The sequence below is a fragment of the Lysobacter capsici genome (assembly GCF_014779555.2).
Classification (GTDB): Bacteria; Pseudomonadota; Gammaproteobacteria; order Xanthomonadales; family Xanthomonadaceae; genus Lysobacter; species Lysobacter capsici.
In genome coordinates this window covers 3,765,400-3,786,272 of sequence record NZ_CP094357.1, presented here as the reverse complement: position 1 = coordinate 3,786,272, position 20,873 = coordinate 3,765,400, and the positions used below count along the sequence as shown (strand labels likewise).

The following is a 20,873-nucleotide window of genomic DNA, read 5'->3' as shown; positions in this document are numbered from 1 at the left end:
ATGGATATCTCGCATGTCGCGGGAGCAATCCCAGGTGCGCTGGCGGCCACCGGTTTCGAACAGATCGGCGAGTGGGCGTTTTTCAAGCTGATCTTCGAGTTCATCGACAACGAAATCGCGGTGCTCCAGGACAATATGCTGACGCGCATGGCGTTCTGGATCGGTTCGGTCGGAGCCACGCTGATGACGTTCTGGATCATCTTCAACGGCTTCCGCATTCTGACCGGCCAGTCGCGCGACTCGATGATGGGACTGGTCGTCACCACGCTGCGTTCGACCCTGATCATCGTGGCCGCGTCGACGCTGACGCTCGGCAACGCCAATATCTACGGTCTGTTGACCAGCGGACTTCAGGAAGAGGTTTCCTACTTCGTCACCGGCAAGCGCTCGTCGCCGGCGGATTCGATCGACAGCAATCTCGCCAAGATGCAGATCACCATGGCGGCCATCGAGACTTTGCCCGCGCTGGAAAATCAGAGCATCAAGAACGACATCGACAAGGCGGTGCTGATGACCGGCATCGGCGTGGCCGGTCCGGCGGTGATCGGCGGCGCCTTGCTGCTGATGTACAAGGTCGCGCTGGCCTTGTTCGTCGGCCTGGGGCCGTTGTTCATCCTCAGCCTGCTGTTCGAGCAGACCAAGAGCCTGTTCAGCCGATGGCTGTTCTACGGCATAGGCACGATGTTCTCGATGGCGGTGCTCAGCTTCATGGTGACGATCGCCATGAAGATCGTCGGTGCGGTAGCGCTGCAAACCGCGATGAAATACACGACCGCCCTGGCGCTCAACGGGATGGGCGTAACCGTGGACATGCCCAGCGTGAGCTCCCTGGCCATGCAGCAAGGGGGCCTCGGATTGGTGCTCACCGTACTTCTGGTCACGATTCCGCCGATGGCGGCCTCGTTCTTCCAGGGCGCGTTGGGTCAGTTTGGTGCCACTTCGGTGTTTGGCTCGGTGGGAGCGCGTGGGCAGGGTGGTGAAGCGCAGCAGGCTGCAGTGGGGCATGGGCATAGGCCTCAGTCTCAGCAGCAGGGTGAGGTTAAGGAGCAAGCAAAAATTGGAACTTTGCCGCCCCCTACAGGTGCTCAACCTATTCCGCAAAACCTGGATCAAGTAAAAATTGGAACGAAATCTGAAGGCGCTCCGGGCTATGGCTACCTTGCGCAGAGCAACTCTGATCAGATCAAAACTGACCAGAAAACCGCCCAGGATAAATAGGTCATGAAGGGTAAAATTTTATTTATAGCTGTGTGCTTGAGCCTAAGCAGCCCTGTCGCGGCGCAAGGTTGTCCGGCAGGGATTCCCGCAGGAAATAATCCTTTGTGCATTCCCCCCAGCAATCCGAACTCGCCTTACTATCGAGACTCAGGGGGGGCAGCCAATTCGATACCCGTCGAGCGCTGGGAGAATCGTTGGGGTGCATTCGCTATTGATCTAAAGGCGGGCCTGGGTGCGTCCAAGAGCATGCGTAGTAAGCGTGCTGCTCAAACCGCCGCAATGTCGGAATGCCGGAGAAAGGGTGGCACATCCTGCAAAGTGGAGCTTACCTACTTCAACCAATGTGGGGTGATTGTTGCTGGGGCAAAGACCTTTAGCACTTCAGCCGCTCCAACAGTTGCGCGTGCGACTGAGATCGGTATGGATACATGTCGGAGGTCTGGGGACCAAGGTTGTTATGTATATTTTTCGGATTGCAGCCCTGCCGAGCTTGTAAGGTAATGAGAGGCTTTTTTTTAGTCGGCCTAATGCTGGTTGGGGTGCCGGTATTTGCGCAGTGCCCTGCGGGAATTCCCGCGGGAAACAATCCGCTTTGCATCCCGCCCGACAATCCAAACTCCCCGTACTATCAGCCAGATTCTGGCTTGCCCAGCACGCCCAGTGTCCCAGTTCCAAAATGGGCAGATCGATGGGGGGCCATTGCAATGGATACCGCACGAGATAGCGTGGGCATTGGTGTCGCGGAAATGATGTCTAGCGAACGTAAGGCCAAAACGACGGCCTTGCAGGACTGTCGAAGAAAAGGTGGCACGCAATGCAAAGTCGCTTTGTCTTTCTACAACCAATGTGGAGTGCTGGTCTGGGCGGAGTCTGGCTATAACACTATGCGCGCTGGGACCGTCGAACAGGCAACCAAGTTAGGCATGGAAAAATGCAATAACGACGGTCTAAAAGACTGCAAGGTCTATTACTCAAGCTGCAGCTATCCTGTACGTGTCCGGTGAGATAGGTGTACCAGTTGTTGGCTATAGCAGCGATGTTGAGCTTGAGCGGGCTGGCGGCAGCGCAAGGTTGTCCGGCGGGAATTCCTGCGGGAAACAATCCGCTTTGCATCCCGCCCGACAATCCAAGCTCTCCTTATTATCAGTCGGATTCCGGCGCTTCGACTTCGTCTAGTACGCCAACTGTTCATTGGGAAGATCGTTGGGGCGCAATTGCTGTAGACAATGCGAAAGACAGCGCTGGCATCGGTGTCGCCGTGGAGATGGCAAGTCAGCGTAAAGCGAAAGAGGCTGCCATGAATGACTGTCGTTCTAAAGGTGGGACACAGTGCGAGGTTGTTTTGGCTTATTACAATCAATGCGGCGTTCTTGTTGCGGGAAATGCGGGATATACGTCGATGAGGGCTGCGACGGCTGAGCGAGCCGCTGATCTGGGCTTAAAACAGTGTGTTAGTGACGGGCTGGAGAACTGCAAGGTTTACTACTCTGGTTGTAGTTATCCGGTGCGGGGCAGGTGAGATAGATGTGCCGGCTTTCGGCTGTCGCAGCGATGTTGGGCTCGAGTGGATTGGTGGCGCTTCCAAGATAATTCTTGCTCGTTATCCGTGTTCAAAATCAGGTGCGGTATTCACAAGGAGAGTTGCATGAAACGTTCAATCGTGGCGTTCGGTCTGGTGGCGTTGTTCGCGGTCGCGCCGGCGATGGCGCAGGGCAAGCGCGGTGTGTACGAGGAAGTGCCGTACAACAACAATCCGGACAAGTTCTGCACGATCGGGTATCCGGCGCATAACTGGATGGCGATCAACGGCAAGATGGGGTTGTGGACGGTCATCAACCCGTATTACTCGGTCAATTACCAGTACATCAACACCTTCATGTACGTCTGCATGGCCGGTGGCCGGCCGATGGTGCCGAGCCATGGCGCGGGCAAGAAGGGCGGCGGTTCGTCGGACCCGGCAGCCACCTTCTGATGGCCTCGCGATTCCACGGATGGGAGCGCGTCGATTGGGTCGGTACGCTGCAGCGGATTCGCTGGACGGCCGCGATGGCGTTCTGCACGATGATGTCGGCGTTCGTGCTGGCGGTGTATTGGCTCAAGACCGGCATCGGGGCGCTGCTGATGCTGGCGCAGGTAGCCGCGGCGCTGGCCGCGTTACTGAGGCTGCGCGAAGCGGTGCTCGAAACCGGCCTGGTGTTCAAGGCCTGGCGGTACGTCAAGGCCTCCTGGCGCGGCGTAAGGCGCGACGACATCCGTCAGTTGCGTAGCTATCTGCTGGCCTCGTTCGTGCCCGCGCTCAGCGCCTGGCCGGTGGTGTTCAGCATGGCCGGTCTGCCGTTCGTGATGCATTTGCCGGGCCTGGTGCCCGGCGGCGAAGTCTTGTTCGCTATTACGACCTTGCTGTTCGTGATGCACTTCGCCACCGGGGAAGTGAGCTATCGCCGTCTCGCGGGCGCGGTGGTCGACAGTCTCGATTCGCGCCATGTCTGCGCAGTGAGCGTCTGAAGCGGCGATACGGCGCCGCAGCGGCCTATGGCGACACCGCCGCGCCGAGGGCGCGGTCGTTCGCGACCGGATTCGACAATCGACCTGACCGCCGGGCGCTCTGCGTCCGGCGTTGTCGTGTCAGGGGTTCGGCGATTCGCAAGGCCGACTGGTCGCATAGCCCTTGTGAAGTAGCCAGTCGGCAGCGGGCGAGGGATCACGTCATCGTCGGTTTCGCCTGACATTGCCGCATCGGCAACCCGACGTCGATTCGTAGCCACGTCCACACCCCGTGGTGACGTCCGTCGCGGTATCCACCGCTGCCGCGCGCAAACGCCGCATTCGACAGGTCCGCGACAGGCCCGGCCGATACAACACGGTCACGGGCGCCGCCCGTTGGAATCACGACGAAAACCGTTATCGAGTTTTCCATTTGATGGATCGCATGACCCTGGCTTCGCGCTTGAGGCGGAATCTGTTCTGGACTAATTCGCTATTGCGCAATCTGCTCGCATCCGCGCCGTTCGCATCGCCACATTCGGAACGAAATCGCATGTTGTCCGACCCGATCGCTGACTTACCATGGACTGCGTACCGACCTCTCAAGGCGCAGCTCATGGATCGTTTCTATAACCATCCCGGCGATGTGGTTCGGCAGGTGCTCGCCAGCACCGCGGCCGGCGCGGCGGTCGACGTCGCCGCTCCCGCATCGGGCATGCGCATCCTGGCGCGCAGCGACCTGGATCGCGCGCAGGTCGCGGTGTTGTCGGGCGGCGGGGCAGGGCATGAGCCTTCGCATGCGGGCTTCGTCGGTCGCGGCATGCTCAGCGCGGCGATCTCCGGCGAAATATTCGCTTCGCCAAGCGTCGCCGCGGTGCTCGCCGCGATCCGTCATTGCACCGGCCGCGGCGGCAGCCTGCTGATCGTGAAGAATTACACCGGCGATCGCCTCAACTTCGGACTCGCCGCCGAGCAGGCGCGCAGCGAAGGCCTGGACGTGCGCATGTGCATCGTCGCCGACGATATCGCGCTGCCCGATAGCGCGCGACCGCGCGGCATCGCGGGCACCGTGCTGGTGCATAAATACGCCGGGTATCTGGCCTCGCAAGGGCGGGCCTTGGACGAGGTCGCGACGCGCACGCAGGCGTTCGCCGATCGGCTGTTGTCGTTGGGGCTGTCGCTGGCGAGTTGCACCTTGCCCGGCCACACGCCCGAGCCGCGCGGCGCCGAACTCGGATTGGGCATCCACAACGAACGCGGCGCGCGTGCAATCCGTCCGCGCGATGCGAACAGCGCGGTGGAAATGGTGCTGACGCCGCTGCTGGAACACGCCGATCTGCGTTACGGCCCGGGCGCGCCGGTGATCGCGATGCTCAACGATCTGGGCGGCTGCTCGACCCAGGAACTGGCGGTGCTCGCCGACGAAGTGCTCAATCGCATCGGCCCGTCGCGCGTCACCCTGATGGTGCGTCCGGCCTCGCTGATGACCTCGCTCGACATGCACGGTTTCTCGGTGACCTTGTTGCCGGCCGAAACCGAATACCTCGATGCGTTGCGCGCGCCGGTCGAACCGCTGGCGTGGCCGGGGACGTATGTTCCGCGCGAACCGGGCGTGTTCGAAGTAGCGCTCGACGCCGCCGATCGCATCGCGCCCGGCGCCCAGGACACCGCGGTCGCGGCGAAGATCGAGCGGGTGGCGCGGACCTTGCTCGATGCGGAAAAAATCCTGGACGCATTCGATGCGCGTATCGGCGACGGCGACGCGGGCAGCACCTTCGCCGCCGGCGCGCGCGCGGTGCAGGCGCGGTTGCAGCGCAACGCCCTGAGCACCGGCGAGCCCGCGCGCCTGTGCGACGAACTCGGACGTGTGCTCGCGCATGCGATGGGCGGGTCCAGCGGCGTGCTGTTGTCGATTCTATTTACCGCCACCGGTACCGCGCTCGCCGCCGGTCGCGATTGGCCGGCGGCCTTGAACGAAGGCATCGCGCGCATGCGCCATTACGGCGGCGCGGGGTCGGGCGATCGCACCATGCTCGATGCGCTGATCCCGGCGGTGCAGGCCTTGCCGCGGGGTTTCGTCGAAGCCGCGCGCGCGGCGCGCGAAGGCGCCGTCCTCACCGCGACGATGACGCGCGCCGGGGCCGGTCGCGCGTCCTACGTGCCCGAGCACGCGCTTGCCGGCGCGATCGATCCGGGCGCCGAAGCGGTGGCGCGGGCGTTCGAGGCGTTGGCGGCGGTGAGCGATTGACAGCGGCTGATCGCGGGTAAGCGATCAAGTCGAGCCAGGCCGACGCGGCCTGTCCGCGCCGGCCCGTATGAATCAGCGGATATCGCCCAGATCCAGCGCCTGCCCGTCCTGCTTCACTTCGACGATTTTCAGGATGTGGTGAGTGACCGGCGCGCTGCCGGTATGCACGTCGCCGCCGTAGATCGGCGTGGACGACAGTTCCTGGCCGTAGCCGTTATAGACCGTCTGCGTGCCGACTTGATCCTGCCAACTGGCGGTGACCACATAGCCGATGCCCAGATACAGCAGATACTTGCCGGGCTTGAGCTTGTCGAACGCGAACTGCCCGCCGCCGTCGGTGCGGGTCTGGCGATGGACCCGCAAGGCGTCGGTCGATGCATAGCCGATAGTGGTATCGAAGCCGATGCCGGGATCGTTCTTGAAACGCCGATACCACTCCTGCATGTAGCCGGTCATCGGAAACAGATACACCGCCGTGTTGTCGGCGTAGGTCTTGCCGCCGATCAGACCCTTCAGGCGCATGAAGCCGCGGCCCTTGAGGGTGGCGCTGCCGGGTTCGAGCATCTGCGCGGCTTGCGCGGCATCGAAAGGTGTCTCGACTTTGCCCCAGCTGGCGGCTGCGCACGGCGTCGTCGCGAGCGCGGCCAGGATCAGTGCGGAACTCAGGATGGTGCGGATTCGACGGGGCATGGCTTGCTTCCTGCGTGGCGGCGGATCGCCGTTGAGTGAAACGTCCTTGGAGTCGAACGTGCTGCGGATGGGCTGTGTTGGCGCGGAGCGATGGTTCGATCGAGCGCCCGTCGTCCCGGCGCATAGTGTGACGGCGATCTGAGCCGGCGCAAGCGGCTGGTGTGTGGATGGATCGGGCGCGAATGCGCGGTTTCGTCGCACTGCGCGCACTGCGCGACAACAGCGTCGCTCTGCGCACCGAGAGCCCCGGCAGGCCGGGCGCGGACAACAAAAAAGCCGACGATCGCTCGTCGGCTTGTTCGCATGAAGTGGTGGAGCGGAGGGGGATCGAACCCCTGACCTTCGCGATGCGAACGCGACGCTCTCCCAGCTGAGCTACCGCCCCACATACTTCAAGGGGACGAAGTTTAGCGGGATGAAACCGCTCGCGCTAGCCCCGGCTGCTCGATGCGTTCGCCGGCGCGGCCAGCAACGGTGCGAGATCGGGTTCCAGCGCGGCGCGGCGCCAGCCGGACAGGGCGTCGGGCCAGTCGCCGTGATCGAGCAGAGCCTCGAGCCAGCGCCGCGAGGCGAGCACGCCGTCGGGCAGGCCGAGCGCGGCGCTGCGCGTGGCGACGGCGTCCTGCAACAGGCGCAGACGCTGTTTGTCGCGGGTTTCGGCGACGCCGGCGTCCGGGGTCTGGTCTTCGTCGGGCTGGACCGCGGCCAGCGCGGCCCAGATCGTCTCGCCGAGCTTGCGCGGCGCCTTGGGATGGGCGTCGAGCTGGCGCTGCAGCGCGTCCAGATCGGCCGGCGCCTGCCGCGCGATCGCCACCGCCAGTTCGTTGTCGAGAATCCAGCTGCGCGGCTTGTCGCTGTCGCGCGCGTACACGTCGCGCCAGCGCAGCAGCCGCACCAGCCGGCGCTGCGCGGCCTGATCGAGGAACTGGGCGCTGCGCATCGACAGGTGCGGCCAGCGCTCGGGACCTTCGTTCTCGGCGTTGATCACGGTGCGCGCGGCGTCCTCGGCCAGCCATTCGCGGCGGCCGAGCTGGCCGAGCATGCCGTCGAGCGCGTCGTGCATCGCGAACAGGTGCAGCACGTCGTCGGCGGCGTATTCCAGCTGCGACGGCGACAGCGGCCGGCGCATCCAGTCCGAGCGGGTTTCGCCCTTGGCCAGGGCCACGCCGGTCAGTTGTTCGACCAGTTTCTGATAGCCCAGGCCGCTGCCGATGCCGGCCAGGGCCGCGGCCTGCTGGGTGTCGAACAAGGGCTTGGGCACCACGCCGCAGGCGTGCTTGAACGCGACCAGGTCCTCGCTCGGGCTGTGCACGATCTTGAGGATGTCGGTGTCGGCCAGGATCGGCGCCAGCGCGGCGGCGATGCCCGGACGTAGCGGGTCGACCAGCAGAATGGTCGGTTCGGCCTCGCCCTCGCGTTCGATCGCGATCTGCACCAGGGCCAGTTGCGGCCAGTAAGTGCGTTCGCGGATGAATTCGGTATCCAGCCCGATGCGCGCGGGCTTGACCTCGAAATGCGCTTGCAGCGCGGCGGGCGTGGTGATCCAGTCGGGCATGTTCCGGTTCTTTCGGGTCGCGGCCGTTAGCGGGGCCGGGCGGGCGACAATAGCTCAAAGGGCCGGGATTGGGGTGGGCGGGAATCGGGAATGGGGAGTCGGGAATCGTAAAAGCACCTCGCATCGCGGCGTCCGGCACGCGGCCTTGGCTTATCCGATTCTCGAATCCCCAATCCCGAATCCCGGCCCTGAAGCGATATGCTGCATCAATCGCTCAATTCATCCGGGAGAGGTTGCGGTTTGCGCGCACTGATGTGGACCAGCATCGTGGCCCTGGGGCTGTTGAGCGGTTGCGGCGACCGCGCCGGCAAGGCGGCCTCGACCGAGGCGGCCGCGCGCAAACCGATCGTGACCGTCAGCGCCGATCAGGCGGTGTCGCCGGTGCCGCCGTGGCGCGCGCCGGCGATCGCGGTGAGCCCGGACAACGCCGAAGACCTGCGCAAGCGCGCCGAAGCCGCGTTGAGCGTGGGCAAGCTGTACGCCGATGCCGATTCGGCGATCCCGCTGTTCGTGGCCTTGCGCGGGTTCGCGCCTAACGACCGCCGCATCGCCGCCGGCCTGGATCGGGCCATCGCGCTGCTGCTGATCGAGGGCGACGCCGCGCTGAAGAAGATCGACGACGAGCCGCTGTCGCTGCGCGACGCGCATCAGGTGGCGGCGGTGGCGCGCGCGGTCGCGCCGGAGCATCGCAAGGTCGAGGCCTATCTGGAACGCGTGGATCGCGCCGATCAGGCGCAGGAAGCCGACCGGCTGGGCGAGGAGGACCTCAACGCCGGACGGATCGGCGAGGGCGCCCAGGCCGGCCAGAACGGCGCGCTGGCGCGGTTCCGCGAGGCTTTGGAACTGCGGCCGGGCGACGTGCGCGCGCTGCAGGGCATCGCCGCGGCCGAGAGCGCGCTGATCCGCCGCGCCGAGGTCGCCGCCGACCGCGACGATTACGCCGGCGCCGAGCGCTGGCTGGCCAAGGCCGCGCTGGTGCGGCCCAAGCTGTCGACCGTGTCGGATGCGCAAGGACGGATCGCCGAGCAGCGTCGGGCGCGGATCGGCAGCCTGCGCGACCAGGGCATCGCCGCGCTGCCCAAGCTGCGCGGCATCGACGAGGCCCGCGGCCTGCTGGCGACCTTGCTGCGGATCGCGCCGGCCGGCGACCCGGCCGCGGCCGAACTGCGCGAGCGGATCGAACTGGCGACCCATTACGGCCTGTTCCGCCCCGGCCAGGTGTTCACCGATGCGATGAACTTCGGCGGCCGCGGCCCGGCGATGGTGGTGATTCCGCACGGCGCATTCCGGATGGGCGCGCCGGTCGGCGAGGCCGACTCCAGCGATGCCGAGCGGCCGCTGCGCAATATCCGCTTCGAGCGCGGTCTGGCGGTGTCGCGTTACGAAATCACCGTCGGCGAGTTCCGCCGCTTCATGAATTCCAGCAAGCACCGCGCGCGCGCCACCCGCCGCGGCTATTCGACCGCTTACGACGAACGCAGCGGCAATCTGGTCCGGCGCGGCGGCGTCGACTGGCAGTCCGATTACGCCGGCCAGCCGGCGGCCGACAATCTGCCGGTGGTCCACGTCAGCGCCAAGGACGCGGCGGCCTACGTGGAGTGGCTGTCGGCGATCACCGGCCAGCGCTACCGCCTGCCGAGCGAGGCCGAGTACGAATACGCGCTGCGCGCGGGCAAGCAGGGTCGCTATCCGTGGGGCGACGGCGCGCCGACCAACAAGATCGGCAATCTGACCGGCAGCCTGGACGTTTCGCCCAGCGGCCGGCATTGGCGCAACGCGTTCCAGGGCTACGGCGACGGCGCCTGGGGGCCGATGCCGGTCGGCAGCTATCTGCCTAATGCATTCGGTCTTCACGACATGGGCGGCAATGTCAGCGAATGGGTAGCCGATTGCTGGCACGACAACTACCGCCGCGCGCCGCGCGATGGCGCGGCCTGGTTCAATCCGGGCTGCCGCACGCGCGTGTTTCGCGGCGGTTCGTGGTCGAGCTCGCCCGCGCAGACACGCGCGGCGTGGCGTCAGGGCACCAGCGCCGACACCACCAACGGGCGTCTGGGTTTTCGCGTGGTGCGGGATATTTGAGATCGGCGGCCGGCGGTCCATGATGGGCCGCCCGCGGCGGGTCGGCGGCAAGGCGGGACAGGTTGGCGAAGCGAGGGCGGTGCGGTTCGCGCAGGCGGACGCGGCGCCCGATGGCAGGGCGATTGACGTCCGCGAGCAGGATTCGGGAGTGTGCAGATGAGTGTCTACGGCAACCAGGTGCAGGGCGGGCGGCGCGGCTTCGGCATCGGCGGCGGGTTTCGCTGGCTGATCCTGCTGGCGTTCGGCATCTACGCGCTGGTGTCGTGGTTCGGCGGCGCCAAGACCGACCCCTACACCGGCGAGAAGGCGCACTACGGCGCCAGCGCCGACGAAGAGGTGCAACTGGGCGCGCAGGCGTTCCAGCAGGTGCTCAGCGACGCCAACGCGCAGCGCGCGCTGCTGCCGTCGAATTCGCCGCAGAGCCAGGACGTCAGCGAGATCGCCCAGCGCCTGATCAACAAGGTGCCGCAGGTGACCCAGACCCTGGCGCAACAGAATCAGCAGGCCGCGCCGGAGGACTACAAGAACTTCCAGTGGAGCGTGGCGGTGATCAATTCGCAGGAGGCCAATGCCTTCTGCCTGCCCGGCGGCAAGATGGCGGTGTACACCGGCCTGCTGCCGGTGACCCAGAACGACGATGCGCTGGCGGTGGTGATGGGGCACGAAATCGCCCACGCGCTGCTGCGCCACGGTTCGCAGCGCATGGCCCAGCAGAAGCTGGTGCAGATGGGCCAGATGGCCGCCGGCGTGGCGATGGGCGGGATGGACCCGCAACAGCAGCAGATGATCATGGGCGCGCTCGGCGCTGGCGCGCAGTACGGGCTGGTGTTGCCGTACGGGCGCAACCACGAGACCCAGGCCGACAAGGTCGGTCTGATGCTGGCCGCGGCGGCCTGCTACGACCCGCGTCAGGCGATACCGCTGTGGGAGCGCATGTCGCAGCTCGGCGGCGGCCAGCGCCCGCCCGAGTTCGCCTCGACCCATCCCGATCCGGCCAACCGCATCCAGACCCTACAGGCGCTGATGCCGGCGGCGATGCAGTTCTATCAGGCCAATTGCGCGAACAAGCCGTTGGCGAGCCGCTGATCGCGAAGTCGCTTCCCCGCGTTTTCAATCAAGGGTAGGAGCGGCGTGAGCCGCGACCGAGAATCCGCAACGACGTCGTTGGCGTGGATGCGGGCAAGCCACTGCCGCCCGATCCCCATGCGGCCACGTTTCAAGCTGTAGGAGCGGCGCAAGCCGCGACCGCGAACCCACGCTGGCGACGTAGCTGAGGATTCGCGGTCGCGGCTCGCGCCGCTCCTACAGTCGGAAGCGCGACATGCGAGGCGAATACGAAAAACCCGCCGAAAGGCGGGTTTGTTCGTTGCCGGGGCCGTAATCTTTTCCCGAATCCCGAATCCCGAATCCCGAATCCCGAATCCCGCCTCAAAAACTCATGAACAACCCGCCATTCACCGGAATATTCGCCCCGGTGATGAACCCCGCATCGTCGGCGGTCAAAAACTCCACCGTGCGCGCGATCTCGCTGGGCTGGCCGAGCCGGCCGACCGGCACCGAGTCGATGATCTTGCTGCGGATCTCCTCGGGCACCGCCATCACCAGCGCGGTCTCGCAGTAACCCGGCGACACCGAATTGACGGTGACGCCCTTGCGCGCGACTTCGCGCGCCAGCGCCATGGTGAAGCCGTGCATGCCGGCCTTGGCCGCGGAGTAGTTGGTCTGGCCGAACTGGCCGGTCTGGCCGTTGACCGAGCTGATGTTGACGATGCGGCCGAAGCCGCGCTCGGCCATGCCGTCGACCGCGTGCCGGCACAGGTTGAACACGCCGTCGAGGTTGACGCTGAGCACCTCGTCCCAGGCGCGCTTTTCCATCTTGCGCAGGCTGCCGTCGCGGGTGATGCCGGCGGCGTTGACCAGGATGTCGATCGCGCCGTCGGCGCCGACGATGCGTTCGATCGCCGCGCCGCAATCGTCGAAGTCGGCGACGTTGGCCGCTTCGAAACGGATGTCGAAATCGCTGGTGAGTTGCGCGAATTCGGCGATGCGTTCGGCGCGCGTGCTCAGGTCCAGCGCGATCACGCGGCGGCCGGCGCGGGCCAGGGATTTGCAGATCTCGGTGCCGAGACCGCCGATGCCGCCGCTGACCACGGCGATGCGTTTGCTCATGGAATCGTGCCCCTGCCTGGATCACGCGGATGCGATCGTGCTGATTGGATCGGAATGGGTTCGTGGCGTGCGAAGCGGCGCGGTCGATGCACGCGCCGCGAACCGTCCCCACGGTTCGTCGACCGGATGTCGCCCGTTGCGCGCCGTTTCAGGCACGCAAGAAAAAAGCGCGGGTCAACCGCGCTTGTCGGGCTCGCGCTTGTCCGGTTCGCGCTTGTCGCTCTTGGGCTTGGGCGTGGTCGGCTGGCCCACGCTGCCGGACAGGTTCTGCTGGAATTCCTTCCACAGGGTCATGTTGCGCTCGGTGAGCTGATTCATCATCGCCCACGGAGTCTGTCCGAGCATGCCGCCCATCTGGTTGCGGAACTGCTGTTGCTGGTCGAGAAAGACCTGCATCGAGCGTTCCAGGTAGTTGCCCATGAAGCCCTGCAGCGAGTCGCCGTAGAAACGGATGATCTGGCTGAGCAACTGGGTCGAGAGCACCGGTTCGCCGTCCTGTTCGTGCTCGGCGATGATCTGCAGAAGCACCTGACGGGTGAGGTCGTCGCCGGAGCGCGCATCGCGAACTTCGAACTCCTCGCCGTCGACGATGAGCTGGCGTACGTCCTCGATGGTGATGTAGCTGGAGATCTCGGTGTCGTAGAGACGACGGTTCGGGTACTTCTTGATGATGCGGGTCGAGGCCATGGAGCTTTGGCTCTAAAACGTGGTGCCTTGCAGCATGGCGCAGGCCGTGAGGCCTTGCAACTGGGGCGTGTCGCCGGACGCGGGCGCCGTGCCGCGCGCGTCCGGCGGCAGTGCACGAAGCGATCCGGCGCGAGCGCCGGCGAACACGCGATATCGCGAAAAATCAGCGGAAAAGCGCGGGTGATCCAAGCGCGCGGCGCGAGCGGAGCGCGCCGCGGAAGCGGCGGCGAGGGCGTGGTCGGAGCGTGAACCGGTCAGTGTCGGATGCGGCCGCGCGGCTGATCGCGCACGCCGATGCGCGAACGCCGGAGACCTGAACAGGGCCTCCGGCGCGACGCGTGCCGGGTTTACCAGCCCATGTACTGGCCGCCGTTGGCGGACAGGTTGGCGCCGGTGATCCAGCCGGCTTCGTCGGGTACGAAGAAGCTCACCGCGTAGGCGATTTCCTCCGGCGTGCCCAGGCGTCCGGTCGGGATCTGGGCGACGATCTTGTTGCGCACGTCCTCGGGCACGGCCATGACCATGTCGGTGGCGATATAGCCCGGCGACACGGTGTTGACGGTGATCCCGAACTTGGCGTTTTCCTGCGCCAGCGAAATGGTGAAGCCGTGCATGCCGGCCTTGGCCGCGGCGTAGTTGGCCTGGCCGTACTGGCCTTTCTGACCGTTGATCGAGCTGATCTGCACGATCCGGCCCCACTTGCGCTCGCGCATGCCCTCGATCACCGGACGGGTGACGTTGAAGCAGGAATTGAGGTTGGTGCCGATGACGTCGCTCCACTGATCGGAGGTCATGCGGTGGAAAGTGGAGTCGCGGGTGATGCCGGCGTTGTTGACCAGGATGTCGACCGGGCCGAGCTGGCGTTCGATATCGCGGATCAGCGTTTGCGCGTGTTCGGCCGAGGACACGTCGCCGTGGGCGATGGTCACGTCGATGCCCTGTTCCTTCAACTGCGCCTGCCAGGCGCGCCCCTTGGCTTCGTCCCGATAGTTGGTCGCGACCTTATGCCCCATCTGGGCCAGGCGCTTGACGATCGAGGTGCCGATGCCACCGGTACCGCCGGTGACGAGTGCAACGCGTGACTGCATGCTGAGCTCTCCTTGACCGCGGGGGGCGGTCTCGGCCCGATTCTAGACAGCATTTGCGCCAGGATCGTTGTGCATCGCGGCGAGACCGGAAACGTGGTTCGGAATCTGTGCCGGATTGAACGAAACACGTGCGGCATCCAATGCTTCGGTGACACTCGCCACCGCATCGAGCGCCTGCGTCGACTGGCCCAGCGCCCGCCAGGCGGCGCGCAGCGCGGGCAGCGGGTCGGCCGGGTCGAGCGGCCGCGCGGCATCGGACTTGGACAGCTTGCGGCCGTGCGCGTCGAGCAGCAGCGGCAAATGCGCGTAGGCCGGCGTCGGCAGGCCGAGCGCGCGTTGCAGCAGGATCTGGCGGCCGGTCGAATCGAGCAGGTCGGCGCCGCGGACCACGTCGGTGATGCCCTGATCGGCGTCGTCGACCACCACCGCGAGTTGGTAGGCCCAGTAACCGTCGGCGCGGCGCAGCACGAAATCGCCGACCTCGCGGGCGAGGTCCTGCGCTTGCGGGCCTTGGATCGCATCATTGAAGGCGACGATGTCGCCGTCGTTCACGCGCAGCCGGATCGCGGCCTGCGGCGCGGCGGATTTGTGCTCGGCCGACGAGGTCACGCAGCGGCGATGGATGCCGCCGACCGCGGCCAGGTCGCTGCGGCTGCAACGGCAGACGAAGGCGCGGCCTTGGTCGATCAGACGGTCGAGGGCGTGCTGGTACAGCGCGTGACGCTGGCTTTGCCGGACCACGGTTTCGTCGCTGTCCAGGCCGAACGCGGCCAGCGCGCGCAGCTGCCGTTCAGCCGCGCCCGGAACTTCGCGCGGCGGATCGAGGTCTTCGATACGCACCAGCCAGTCGCCGCCGTGGTGGCGCGCCAGCAGCCAACTGCCGAACGCGGCCAGCAGCGAGCCGGCGTGCAGATCGCCGGTCGGCGAGGGCGCGAAACGGCCGCGGTAGCGGCGGATGGCGGCGGCAGCATGTCCGGACAATGAACGAAGGCTCGGGCGGCGGTGTGGGTGGTGGCGATTCTCGTTGAATTAACGGCCGCTTCGCCACATTTACAGCTGACGACGCGGCGAATACGCCGCCACTGGACACGAAAACCGGACACGGAGGTTCGCCTGAAGCCGCGCGCGGTGCGCGGCACGACAAGCAAGCCACGACCATGTTCAAACGCATAGCGCTTTTCCTCGCCACCAATCTGGCCGTGCTGATCCTGCTCGGCATCGTGATGTCGGTGCTGCAGAACGTTTTCGGCATCCGCCTGGGCAACAACGGCGCGATCCTGGTGATGGCCGCGGTGTTCGGTTTCGGCGGCTCGCTGATTTCGCTGCTGAGCTCCAAGTGGATCGCCAAGCGCACCACCGGCGCCTACGTCATCACCCAACCGCGCAACGCCGACGAGCAATGGCTGCTCGCGACCGTGCGCGCGCAGGCGCAGGCCGCCGGCATCGGCATGCCCGAGGTCGCGATCTACGACGCGCCGGAAATCAACGCCTTCGCCACCGGCGCCAATCGCAACAACTCGCTGGTCGCGGTGTCGACCGGGCTGCTGCGCGCGATGACCCGGGACGAGGCCGAGGCGGTGCTCGCCCACGAGGTCAGCCACGTCGCTAACGGCGACATGGTGACCATGGCGCTGATCCAGGGCGTGCTCAACACCTTCGTGCTGGTCGCCGCGCGCGTGGTCGGCGGCTGGATCGACGCGATGATGAGCGGCGGCCGCGAATCGCGCGGCCCGGGCTTGTTCTACTTCGTGACCGTGTTCGTGCTCGACATCGTGTTCGGCCTGCTCGCGAGCATGATCGCGATGGCGTTCTCGCGTTATCGCGAGTTCCGCGCCGATGCGGGCGGCGCGCGTCTGGCCGGCCGGCCGAAGATGATCGCGGCGCTGAAGCGTCTGGCCCAGACCTATGGCGAAAGCACCTTGCCCAAGCAGGTGCAGGCGTTCGGTATCAGCGGCGCGGTCGGGCATGGTCTGTCGCGCCTGATGCGCAGCCATCCGCCGTTGGAGGAGCGTATCGCGGCGTTGCAGAGTGCGGTCGATGAGCCGGTGCGTGGCTCGGGGCGTGTGGTTACGCGTTGAGGCAGGAGCAAAAGCAAATCCCCCTGGCCCCCCTTTTTTCAAAGGGGGGAACAGCGAGGGTAGGGCAGATGCGAAGCTGTTTCGTTTCAAGCTGTAGGAGCGGCGCGAGCCGCGACCGCGAATTTACAGTTGCGTCGTCGGCGTGGATTCGCGGTCGCGGCTCGCGCCGCTCCTACAGTCGCAAACGCGGCTCGCGAAGCGGATACGAAAAACCCGCCAGATGGCGGGTTTTTTGTTGCCGAGGTTTTAGGCTTTCCCGATTCCCGATTCCCGATTCCCGATTCCCGGCTTTACCCCCGAATCCCGAATCCCCAATCCCGAATCCCGGCTCTACTGGAAGTCGTAATCCATCTCCGGCCCCGCCGCGGCCAGGAAGTGGCCCTGGGCGTAGTCGATGCCGGCGGCGAACAGCAGGCTCATGCTGGCCGCGTCCTGGACGAATTCGGCCACGGTCTGGCGGCCCAGCTCGCGGGCCTTTTCGGCGATCTCGCGCACGCGCTGCTGATGGTCGGGGTTGGAGGTCAGGTCTTCCATGTAGCTGCGGTCGATCTTGAGGAAGGCCGCATCGAAGTGGGTCAGCAACTGGAACGAGTTCAGGCCGGCGCCGAACTGCTCCAGGCCGACGCGCACGCCGTAGTGGTAGACCCGCGACTGGAACTCCTGCGCCGCGCGCAGGTTGGTGAACACCTTGGATTCGGACAGTTGCAGCACCAGCAGCTTGCCGTCGGCGCCGTGCTTGGCCAGTTGCTCGACGATGTGCTGCTGCAGGCTTTCGTCCTGCAGCGAGGCCTGGGTGATCTTGACCAGCAAGGTGGTCTGGCGGCCCTGGCGCATGCGCTCGCCGATCACCTGGATCGCCTTGCCCACCACCCAGCGGTCGATTTCCCACAGCAGGCCGTGCTCCTCGGCGATCTGCAGGAACGACAGCGGCTGCACCAGTTCGCTGCTGTCGTCCGGGCCCAGGCTCTGCATGCGCAGGTAGGCCTCGTACATCTCGATCGGCTCGCCGTGCAGGTTGATCAGCGGCTGGTAGTTCATCACGAAGCGGTCGGCGTCGAGCGCGTCGCGGATGCGCGCGACCCAGGCGGCGATGCGCTCTTCCTCGGCGCGATCGACCGCGCCGGGATCGAACAGTTCGGTGCGGTTGCCGCCGATGTCGCTGGCCGACTGCAGGCACTGGCTGGCCTTGCCCAGCACCGCGGTGACGCTGGCGATCTTCTCGCCGATCTGCACGCCGCCGACGCTGGCGGTGGCGCTGAGCGAGAGGTGGTCGGTTTCCAGCACGCGTCCTGCGAAGGCTTCGCGCAGCTTGTCGGCCAGCTCGGAGGTATGGGAGTGATCGCTGTGCAGGGTCAGCACCGCGAACTGGTGCTCGCCGAAGCGCGCGGCCACGTCGTCCGGGCCGATCGCCTCGCGCAGGCGCTCGCCGCAGGCCTTGATCAGCTGGTCGGCCTGGTCCAGGCCGATTTCCTGCAGCAACTGGTTGTAATGGTCGGGCTCGATCAGCAGCAGGCCGTGATGGGCCGAGTTCTGCGCCGCATCGGCGACCGCGTCCTCGAGCGAGCGCAGGAAGGTCGCGCGGTTGAACAGGCCGGTGACCTGATCGCGCTGGCGCATCGCTTCGACTTCGCGCGCCAGTTCCGGATCGATCTCCTGACGGCGCAGCACCACCTGCAGGCATTGCTCGCCTTCATAGGTGGCCGCGGTGAATTCCATGACCGCCGGGAAGGCGTTGCCGTCGAGCGCGCGGGCCTGGGTCTCGTAGCTCGGCGGCGGCGCGTCGCCCTTGCTGAGCTGCTTGAGCAATTGCTTGAAGCCGTCGACCTGGCCGGGCGCGACCAGATCGAGCAGGGACATGCCCTCGATGTCCTCGAACGATTCGAAGCCGAAGATCTCCAGGTACGCGGCATTGGCGCGGATGTGCATGCCCTCGTGGATGTAGGCGATCGGATCGCGCGAGGAATCGATCAGCGCGTCGCAGCGGCGCTCGGTCTCGCGCACCTGGGCTTCCAGGCGGCGCAGCGAGCGGCGCGCTTCCAGGTCGGCCCATTCGGCGCGGACCACGTTCTGCAGATGCACGATGTTGGAGCGCAGGACCACGCCGCGCGCGCCGATCTCCATCACCGCGAGCAAGGCGGCTTCGTCGACGGTCTCCATCAGCACCAGCACCGGCAGGTCCTTGCCGCTGGCGTCGACGCTCTGCATCAGCTTGTGCATCGAGACGTTGCGCGAATTGCGCGCGGCCAGCACCAGATCCGGCGGATGCTGCAGGATCAGCGCGGTCAGTTCCTGTTCGTTTTCCGGCCGGGTCGGCCGCACCGCGATGCCGCTGTTGCGCAACGCGCTGACGATGGCTTCGGCCGCCTCGACGCTGTCGTCGACGATCAGCAAGCGCAACACCATGTCTTTGCCGAATTGCATTGACCACCTCCGTGGGCCGGTTTTATGACACGAAGCGCCGGCCTCGTCCATGTAAGGACGAAAATGTGTGACCCGTTGTTGGGTTCGATCACGCGGCCGATGCGCTTTGCCGGCGCATGTGCTTGCGCCCGCGTGCGGTCATCGGACCACGCCCCCAATCAAACCCCCGACAGATTACAACCTTACAACGGTCGCTTGCCCGGGTCGCCTGCCACTTCTCGCACCAGCTTGGGCACGAGGTAGCCGGAAACGCGCGCGGCGAGCCGGCGATGCAGCTCGCGCGCGGCGTCGTCGCCGATTTCGAAATGGGCCGAGCCCTGCACGCGATCGAGTTGATGCAGGTAGTAGGGCAGCACGCCGGCGGCGTAACTGCGCTCGCTCAGCGCGGCCAGCGCCTCGAGGCTGTCGTTGACCCCGCGCAGCAGTACCGCCTGATTGAGCAAGGTGGCGCCGCTTGCGCGCAGGCGCTGCATCGCGGCGTCGACGTCGGCGTCGAATTCGTTGGCGTGATTGGCATGCAGCACGATCGCCACCGGCCACGGCAGGGCGCGCAGCCATTGGGTCAGGGCGGCATCGACCCGCTCGGGCAGCACCACCGGCAGGCGGGTGTGGATGCGCAGGCGCTTGATGTGCCCGACCTGGGCCAGGGCGTGGCTGAGTTCGGCCAGCTTCGGCGTGGCCAGCGACCACGGGTCGCCGCCCGACAGGATCACCTCGTCGATGTCCGGATCGGCGGCGATCGCCGCCACCGCCTCGCGCCAGCCGGCCGCGGCGGCAGTTTCCTCGGCATAGGGAAAGTGACGGCGGAAGCAGTAGCGGCAATGGACCGCGCAGCTGCCGGTCGCGATCAGCAGGGCGCGGCCGCGGTATTTGCGGATGACCCCGGCGCCGGCCTTGGCCGCGCCGTCGCCGACCGCGTCCAGGCTGAAGCCCGGCATCGGCCGCATCTCGTCGTCCAGCGGCAGGACCTGGCGCAGCAGCGGGTCGTTCGGGTCGCCGTGGCGCATGCGCGCGACGAAGCCGCGCGGCACCCGCAGCGGGAACTGGGCCGCGGCCGCGTCGCTGATCGCTAGGCCGGCGCCGTCCAGGCCGAGCAGGGCCAGCAGCTCGCGCGGGTCGCGGATCGCGTCGCGCCACAGCGCCTGCCAGCGCGCGGGCGTGGCGGCCGTGGGGGCCGGGTGTAAGGCGAGTGGTGCAGCAGGTATCATGCAGGGCTAGCCTTCAGGGTTCCGAATGCCGTCATGGGTTCCGGCGCCCGGGTCCCGACCACGCGGAGTACCGCTGCGGACGGGGCCGGCGCAGCCCGACATTCTAGCCTTCCGTCGCCGATCCGGCGGTCCGGGCGAGCCCGACCCCGGCGCTCCACGGACCCCGTCGCGCAGCCGCAGGCCGGTCCGGGCGGCGCCGCCACGACGGCCAGCGGCAGCCTGCGGACCCCACGGTCGCGGACCACCGGCACCCTCATCGCCTCAATACTTTCATTTCGCAGGAGTTTCAGCATGGCCAGCCTAGGCATGAACGACGTCAAGACCGGACAGAAGATCCTGGTCAACAACGACCCGTGCATCATCACCGAGACTGAGTACGTCAAGCCGGGCAAGGGCCAGGCGTTCACCCGCATCAAGTACCGCAGCATCAAGTCCGGCCGCGTGGTCGAAATGACCATGAAGGCCACCGACAACGTCGAGCAGGCCGACGTGGTCGACACCGACATGCAGTACCTGTACTCCGACGGCGAGTACTGGCATTTCATGAACCAGGAATCGTTCGAGCAGGTCCAGTCCGACAAGGCCGGCATGGGCGGCGCGGAGAAGTGGCTCAAGGGCGAGGAAGAGTGCGTGGTGACGCTGTGGAACGGCGTGCCGATCGCGGTCCAGCCGCCGAACTTCGTCGAGCTCAAGATCACCGAGACCGACCCGGGCGTGCGCGGCGATACCTCGGGCGGCGGCGGCAAGCCGGCGACCCTGGAAACCGGCGCGGTCGTGCGCGTGCCGCTGTTCGTCGGCCAGGACGAGATCATCAAGGTCGACACCCGTTCGGGCGAGTACGTCAGCCGGGTGAAGTGACCTGCTGTTGATGGCGTGTCGGCCCGTGGCCGCCCAAGGCGGCCACGGCTTTGCCGATGCGTCATCCCCGCGAAAGCGGGGGGTGAG

19 protein-coding genes and 1 tRNA gene are annotated in these 20,873 nt (G+C 66.3%); 11 read left to right on the top strand and 9 right to left on the bottom strand.

What is annotated here, in order from left to right; translation table 11 throughout:
• The 7 genes from IEQ11_RS15310 to IEQ11_RS15290 all read left to right on the top strand — a co-directional run bounded on the left by IEQ11_RS15310 (window position 1) and on the right by IEQ11_RS15290 (window position 5,950).
• Window positions 1-1,218, top strand: coding sequence for a TrbL/VirB6 family protein (locus IEQ11_RS15310; protein ID WP_191820743.1), 1,218 nt, complete (start codon window positions 1-3; stop codon window positions 1,216-1,218).
• 3 nt (window positions 1,219-1,221) lie between these two features.
• Window positions 1,222-1,719 carry a DUF4189 domain-containing protein gene (locus tag IEQ11_RS26025; protein WP_191820744.1) on the top strand — a complete coding sequence of 166 codons (498 nt, stop codon included), beginning with the start codon at window positions 1,222-1,224 and terminating at the stop codon, window positions 1,717-1,719.
• Window positions 1,647-2,222 (top strand): DUF4189 domain-containing protein, encoded by a 576-nt coding sequence (locus tag IEQ11_RS26020; RefSeq protein WP_425494645.1) that lies wholly within the window; start codon window positions 1,647-1,649, stop codon window positions 2,220-2,222. The genes IEQ11_RS26025 and IEQ11_RS26020 overlap by 73 nt, the downstream gene beginning before the upstream one ends.
• A 5-nt stretch (window positions 2,223-2,227) precedes the next feature.
• The gene (locus IEQ11_RS15305; RefSeq protein ID WP_191820746.1) at window positions 2,228-2,737 is read left to right on the top strand and encodes a DUF4189 domain-containing protein; all 510 of its coding nucleotides are present in this window, start codon (window positions 2,228-2,230) and stop codon (window positions 2,735-2,737) included.
• A gap of 126 nt (window positions 2,738-2,863) precedes the next feature.
• Window positions 2,864-3,190 carry a hypothetical protein gene (locus IEQ11_RS15300; protein WP_191820747.1) on the top strand — a complete coding sequence of 109 codons (327 nt, stop codon included), beginning with the start codon at window positions 2,864-2,866 and terminating at the stop codon, window positions 3,188-3,190.
• A 74-nt stretch (window positions 3,191-3,264) separates the two neighbouring features.
• Window positions 3,265-3,723 (top strand): hypothetical protein, encoded by a 459-nt coding sequence (locus IEQ11_RS15295; RefSeq protein ID WP_191820748.1) that lies wholly within the window; start codon window positions 3,265-3,267, stop codon window positions 3,721-3,723.
• Between the two features lie 595 nt (window positions 3,724-4,318).
• Window positions 4,319-5,950 carry a dihydroxyacetone kinase subunit DhaK gene (locus IEQ11_RS15290; RefSeq protein ID WP_191820749.1) on the top strand — a complete coding sequence of 544 codons (1,632 nt, stop codon included), beginning with the start codon at window positions 4,319-4,321 and terminating at the stop codon, window positions 5,948-5,950.
• A 72-nt stretch (window positions 5,951-6,022) separates the two neighbouring features.
• Here the strand turns inward: IEQ11_RS15290 and IEQ11_RS15285 are convergent, their stop codons facing one another.
• The 3 genes from IEQ11_RS15285 to rnd all read right to left on the bottom strand — a co-directional run bounded on the left by IEQ11_RS15285 (window position 6,023) and on the right by rnd (window position 8,195).
• The gene (locus IEQ11_RS15285; RefSeq protein ID WP_191820750.1) at window positions 6,023-6,640 is read right to left on the bottom strand and encodes a hypothetical protein; all 618 of its coding nucleotides are present in this window, start codon (window positions 6,638-6,640) and stop codon (window positions 6,023-6,025) included.
• Between the two features lie 309 nt (window positions 6,641-6,949).
• Window positions 6,950-7,025, bottom strand: a tRNA-Ala gene (locus IEQ11_RS15280).
• Window positions 7,026-7,070: 45 nt separating this feature from the next.
• On the bottom strand, window positions 7,071-8,195 hold the full coding sequence (rnd, locus tag IEQ11_RS15275) for a ribonuclease D (protein WP_046657088.1): 1,125 nt from the start codon (window positions 8,193-8,195) through the stop codon (window positions 7,071-7,073).
• Window positions 8,196-8,435: 240 nt separating this feature from the next.
• On the opposite strand from rnd, the gene IEQ11_RS15270 reads away from it, so the two are divergent.
• Both IEQ11_RS15270 and IEQ11_RS15265 read left to right on the top strand, forming a co-directional pair.
• Window positions 8,436-10,277: a formylglycine-generating enzyme family protein gene (locus IEQ11_RS15270; protein ID WP_228464420.1), complete on the top strand. Its 1,842-nt coding sequence runs from the start codon at window positions 8,436-8,438 to the stop codon at window positions 10,275-10,277.
• Between the two features lie 156 nt (window positions 10,278-10,433).
• Window positions 10,434-11,363 (top strand): M48 family metallopeptidase, encoded by a 930-nt coding sequence (locus tag IEQ11_RS15265; protein WP_036112317.1) that lies wholly within the window; start codon window positions 10,434-10,436, stop codon window positions 11,361-11,363.
• 342 nt (window positions 11,364-11,705) lie between these two features.
• On the opposite strand, the gene phbB (IEQ11_RS15260) is transcribed toward IEQ11_RS15265, so the two are convergent.
• From phbB (IEQ11_RS15260) to gluQRS, 4 genes are all read right to left on the bottom strand, one after another.
• Window positions 11,706-12,446, bottom strand: a complete 741-nt coding sequence (phbB, locus tag IEQ11_RS15260; RefSeq protein WP_191820751.1) for an acetoacetyl-CoA reductase — start codon at window positions 12,444-12,446, stop codon at window positions 11,706-11,708.
• 174 nt (window positions 12,447-12,620) lie between these two features.
• The gene (gene phaR / locus IEQ11_RS15255) at window positions 12,621-13,133 is read right to left on the bottom strand and encodes a polyhydroxyalkanoate synthesis repressor PhaR (protein ID WP_036112324.1); all 513 of its coding nucleotides are present in this window, start codon (window positions 13,131-13,133) and stop codon (window positions 12,621-12,623) included.
• A gap of 347 nt (window positions 13,134-13,480) precedes the next feature.
• Window positions 13,481-14,221 carry an acetoacetyl-CoA reductase gene (gene phbB, locus IEQ11_RS15250; protein ID WP_036112326.1) on the bottom strand — a complete coding sequence of 247 codons (741 nt, stop codon included), beginning with the start codon at window positions 14,219-14,221 and terminating at the stop codon, window positions 13,481-13,483.
• A 42-nt stretch (window positions 14,222-14,263) separates the two neighbouring features.
• Window positions 14,264-15,202, bottom strand: a complete 939-nt coding sequence (gene gluQRS, locus IEQ11_RS15245) for a tRNA glutamyl-Q(34) synthetase GluQRS (protein WP_194735059.1) — start codon at window positions 15,200-15,202, stop codon at window positions 14,264-14,266.
• Window positions 15,203-15,378: 176 nt separating this feature from the next.
• On the opposite strand from gluQRS, the gene htpX reads away from it, so the two are divergent.
• Window positions 15,379-16,299: a protease HtpX gene (gene htpX, locus IEQ11_RS15240; RefSeq protein ID WP_046657077.1), complete on the top strand. Its 921-nt coding sequence runs from the start codon at window positions 15,379-15,381 to the stop codon at window positions 16,297-16,299.
• A gap of 330 nt (window positions 16,300-16,629) precedes the next feature.
• Here the strand turns inward: htpX and IEQ11_RS15235 are convergent, their stop codons facing one another.
• Both IEQ11_RS15235 and epmB read right to left on the bottom strand, forming a co-directional pair.
• Entirely contained in the window at window positions 16,630-18,720 is a 2,091-nt protein-coding gene (locus tag IEQ11_RS15235) for an EAL domain-containing response regulator (protein ID WP_036102719.1), read from the bottom strand.
• A gap of 182 nt (window positions 18,721-18,902) precedes the next feature.
• Window positions 18,903-19,928, bottom strand: a complete 1,026-nt coding sequence (gene epmB, locus IEQ11_RS15230; RefSeq protein ID WP_191820752.1) for an EF-P beta-lysylation protein EpmB — start codon at window positions 19,926-19,928, stop codon at window positions 18,903-18,905.
• A 291-nt stretch (window positions 19,929-20,219) separates the two neighbouring features.
• Between epmB and efp the strand changes: the two genes are divergently transcribed.
• A complete protein-coding gene (efp, locus tag IEQ11_RS15225) occupies window positions 20,220-20,786 on the top strand; it encodes an elongation factor P (protein ID WP_036102715.1) in 567 nt (188 codons plus the stop codon).
• Window positions 20,787-20,873 lie beyond the last annotated feature (87 nt).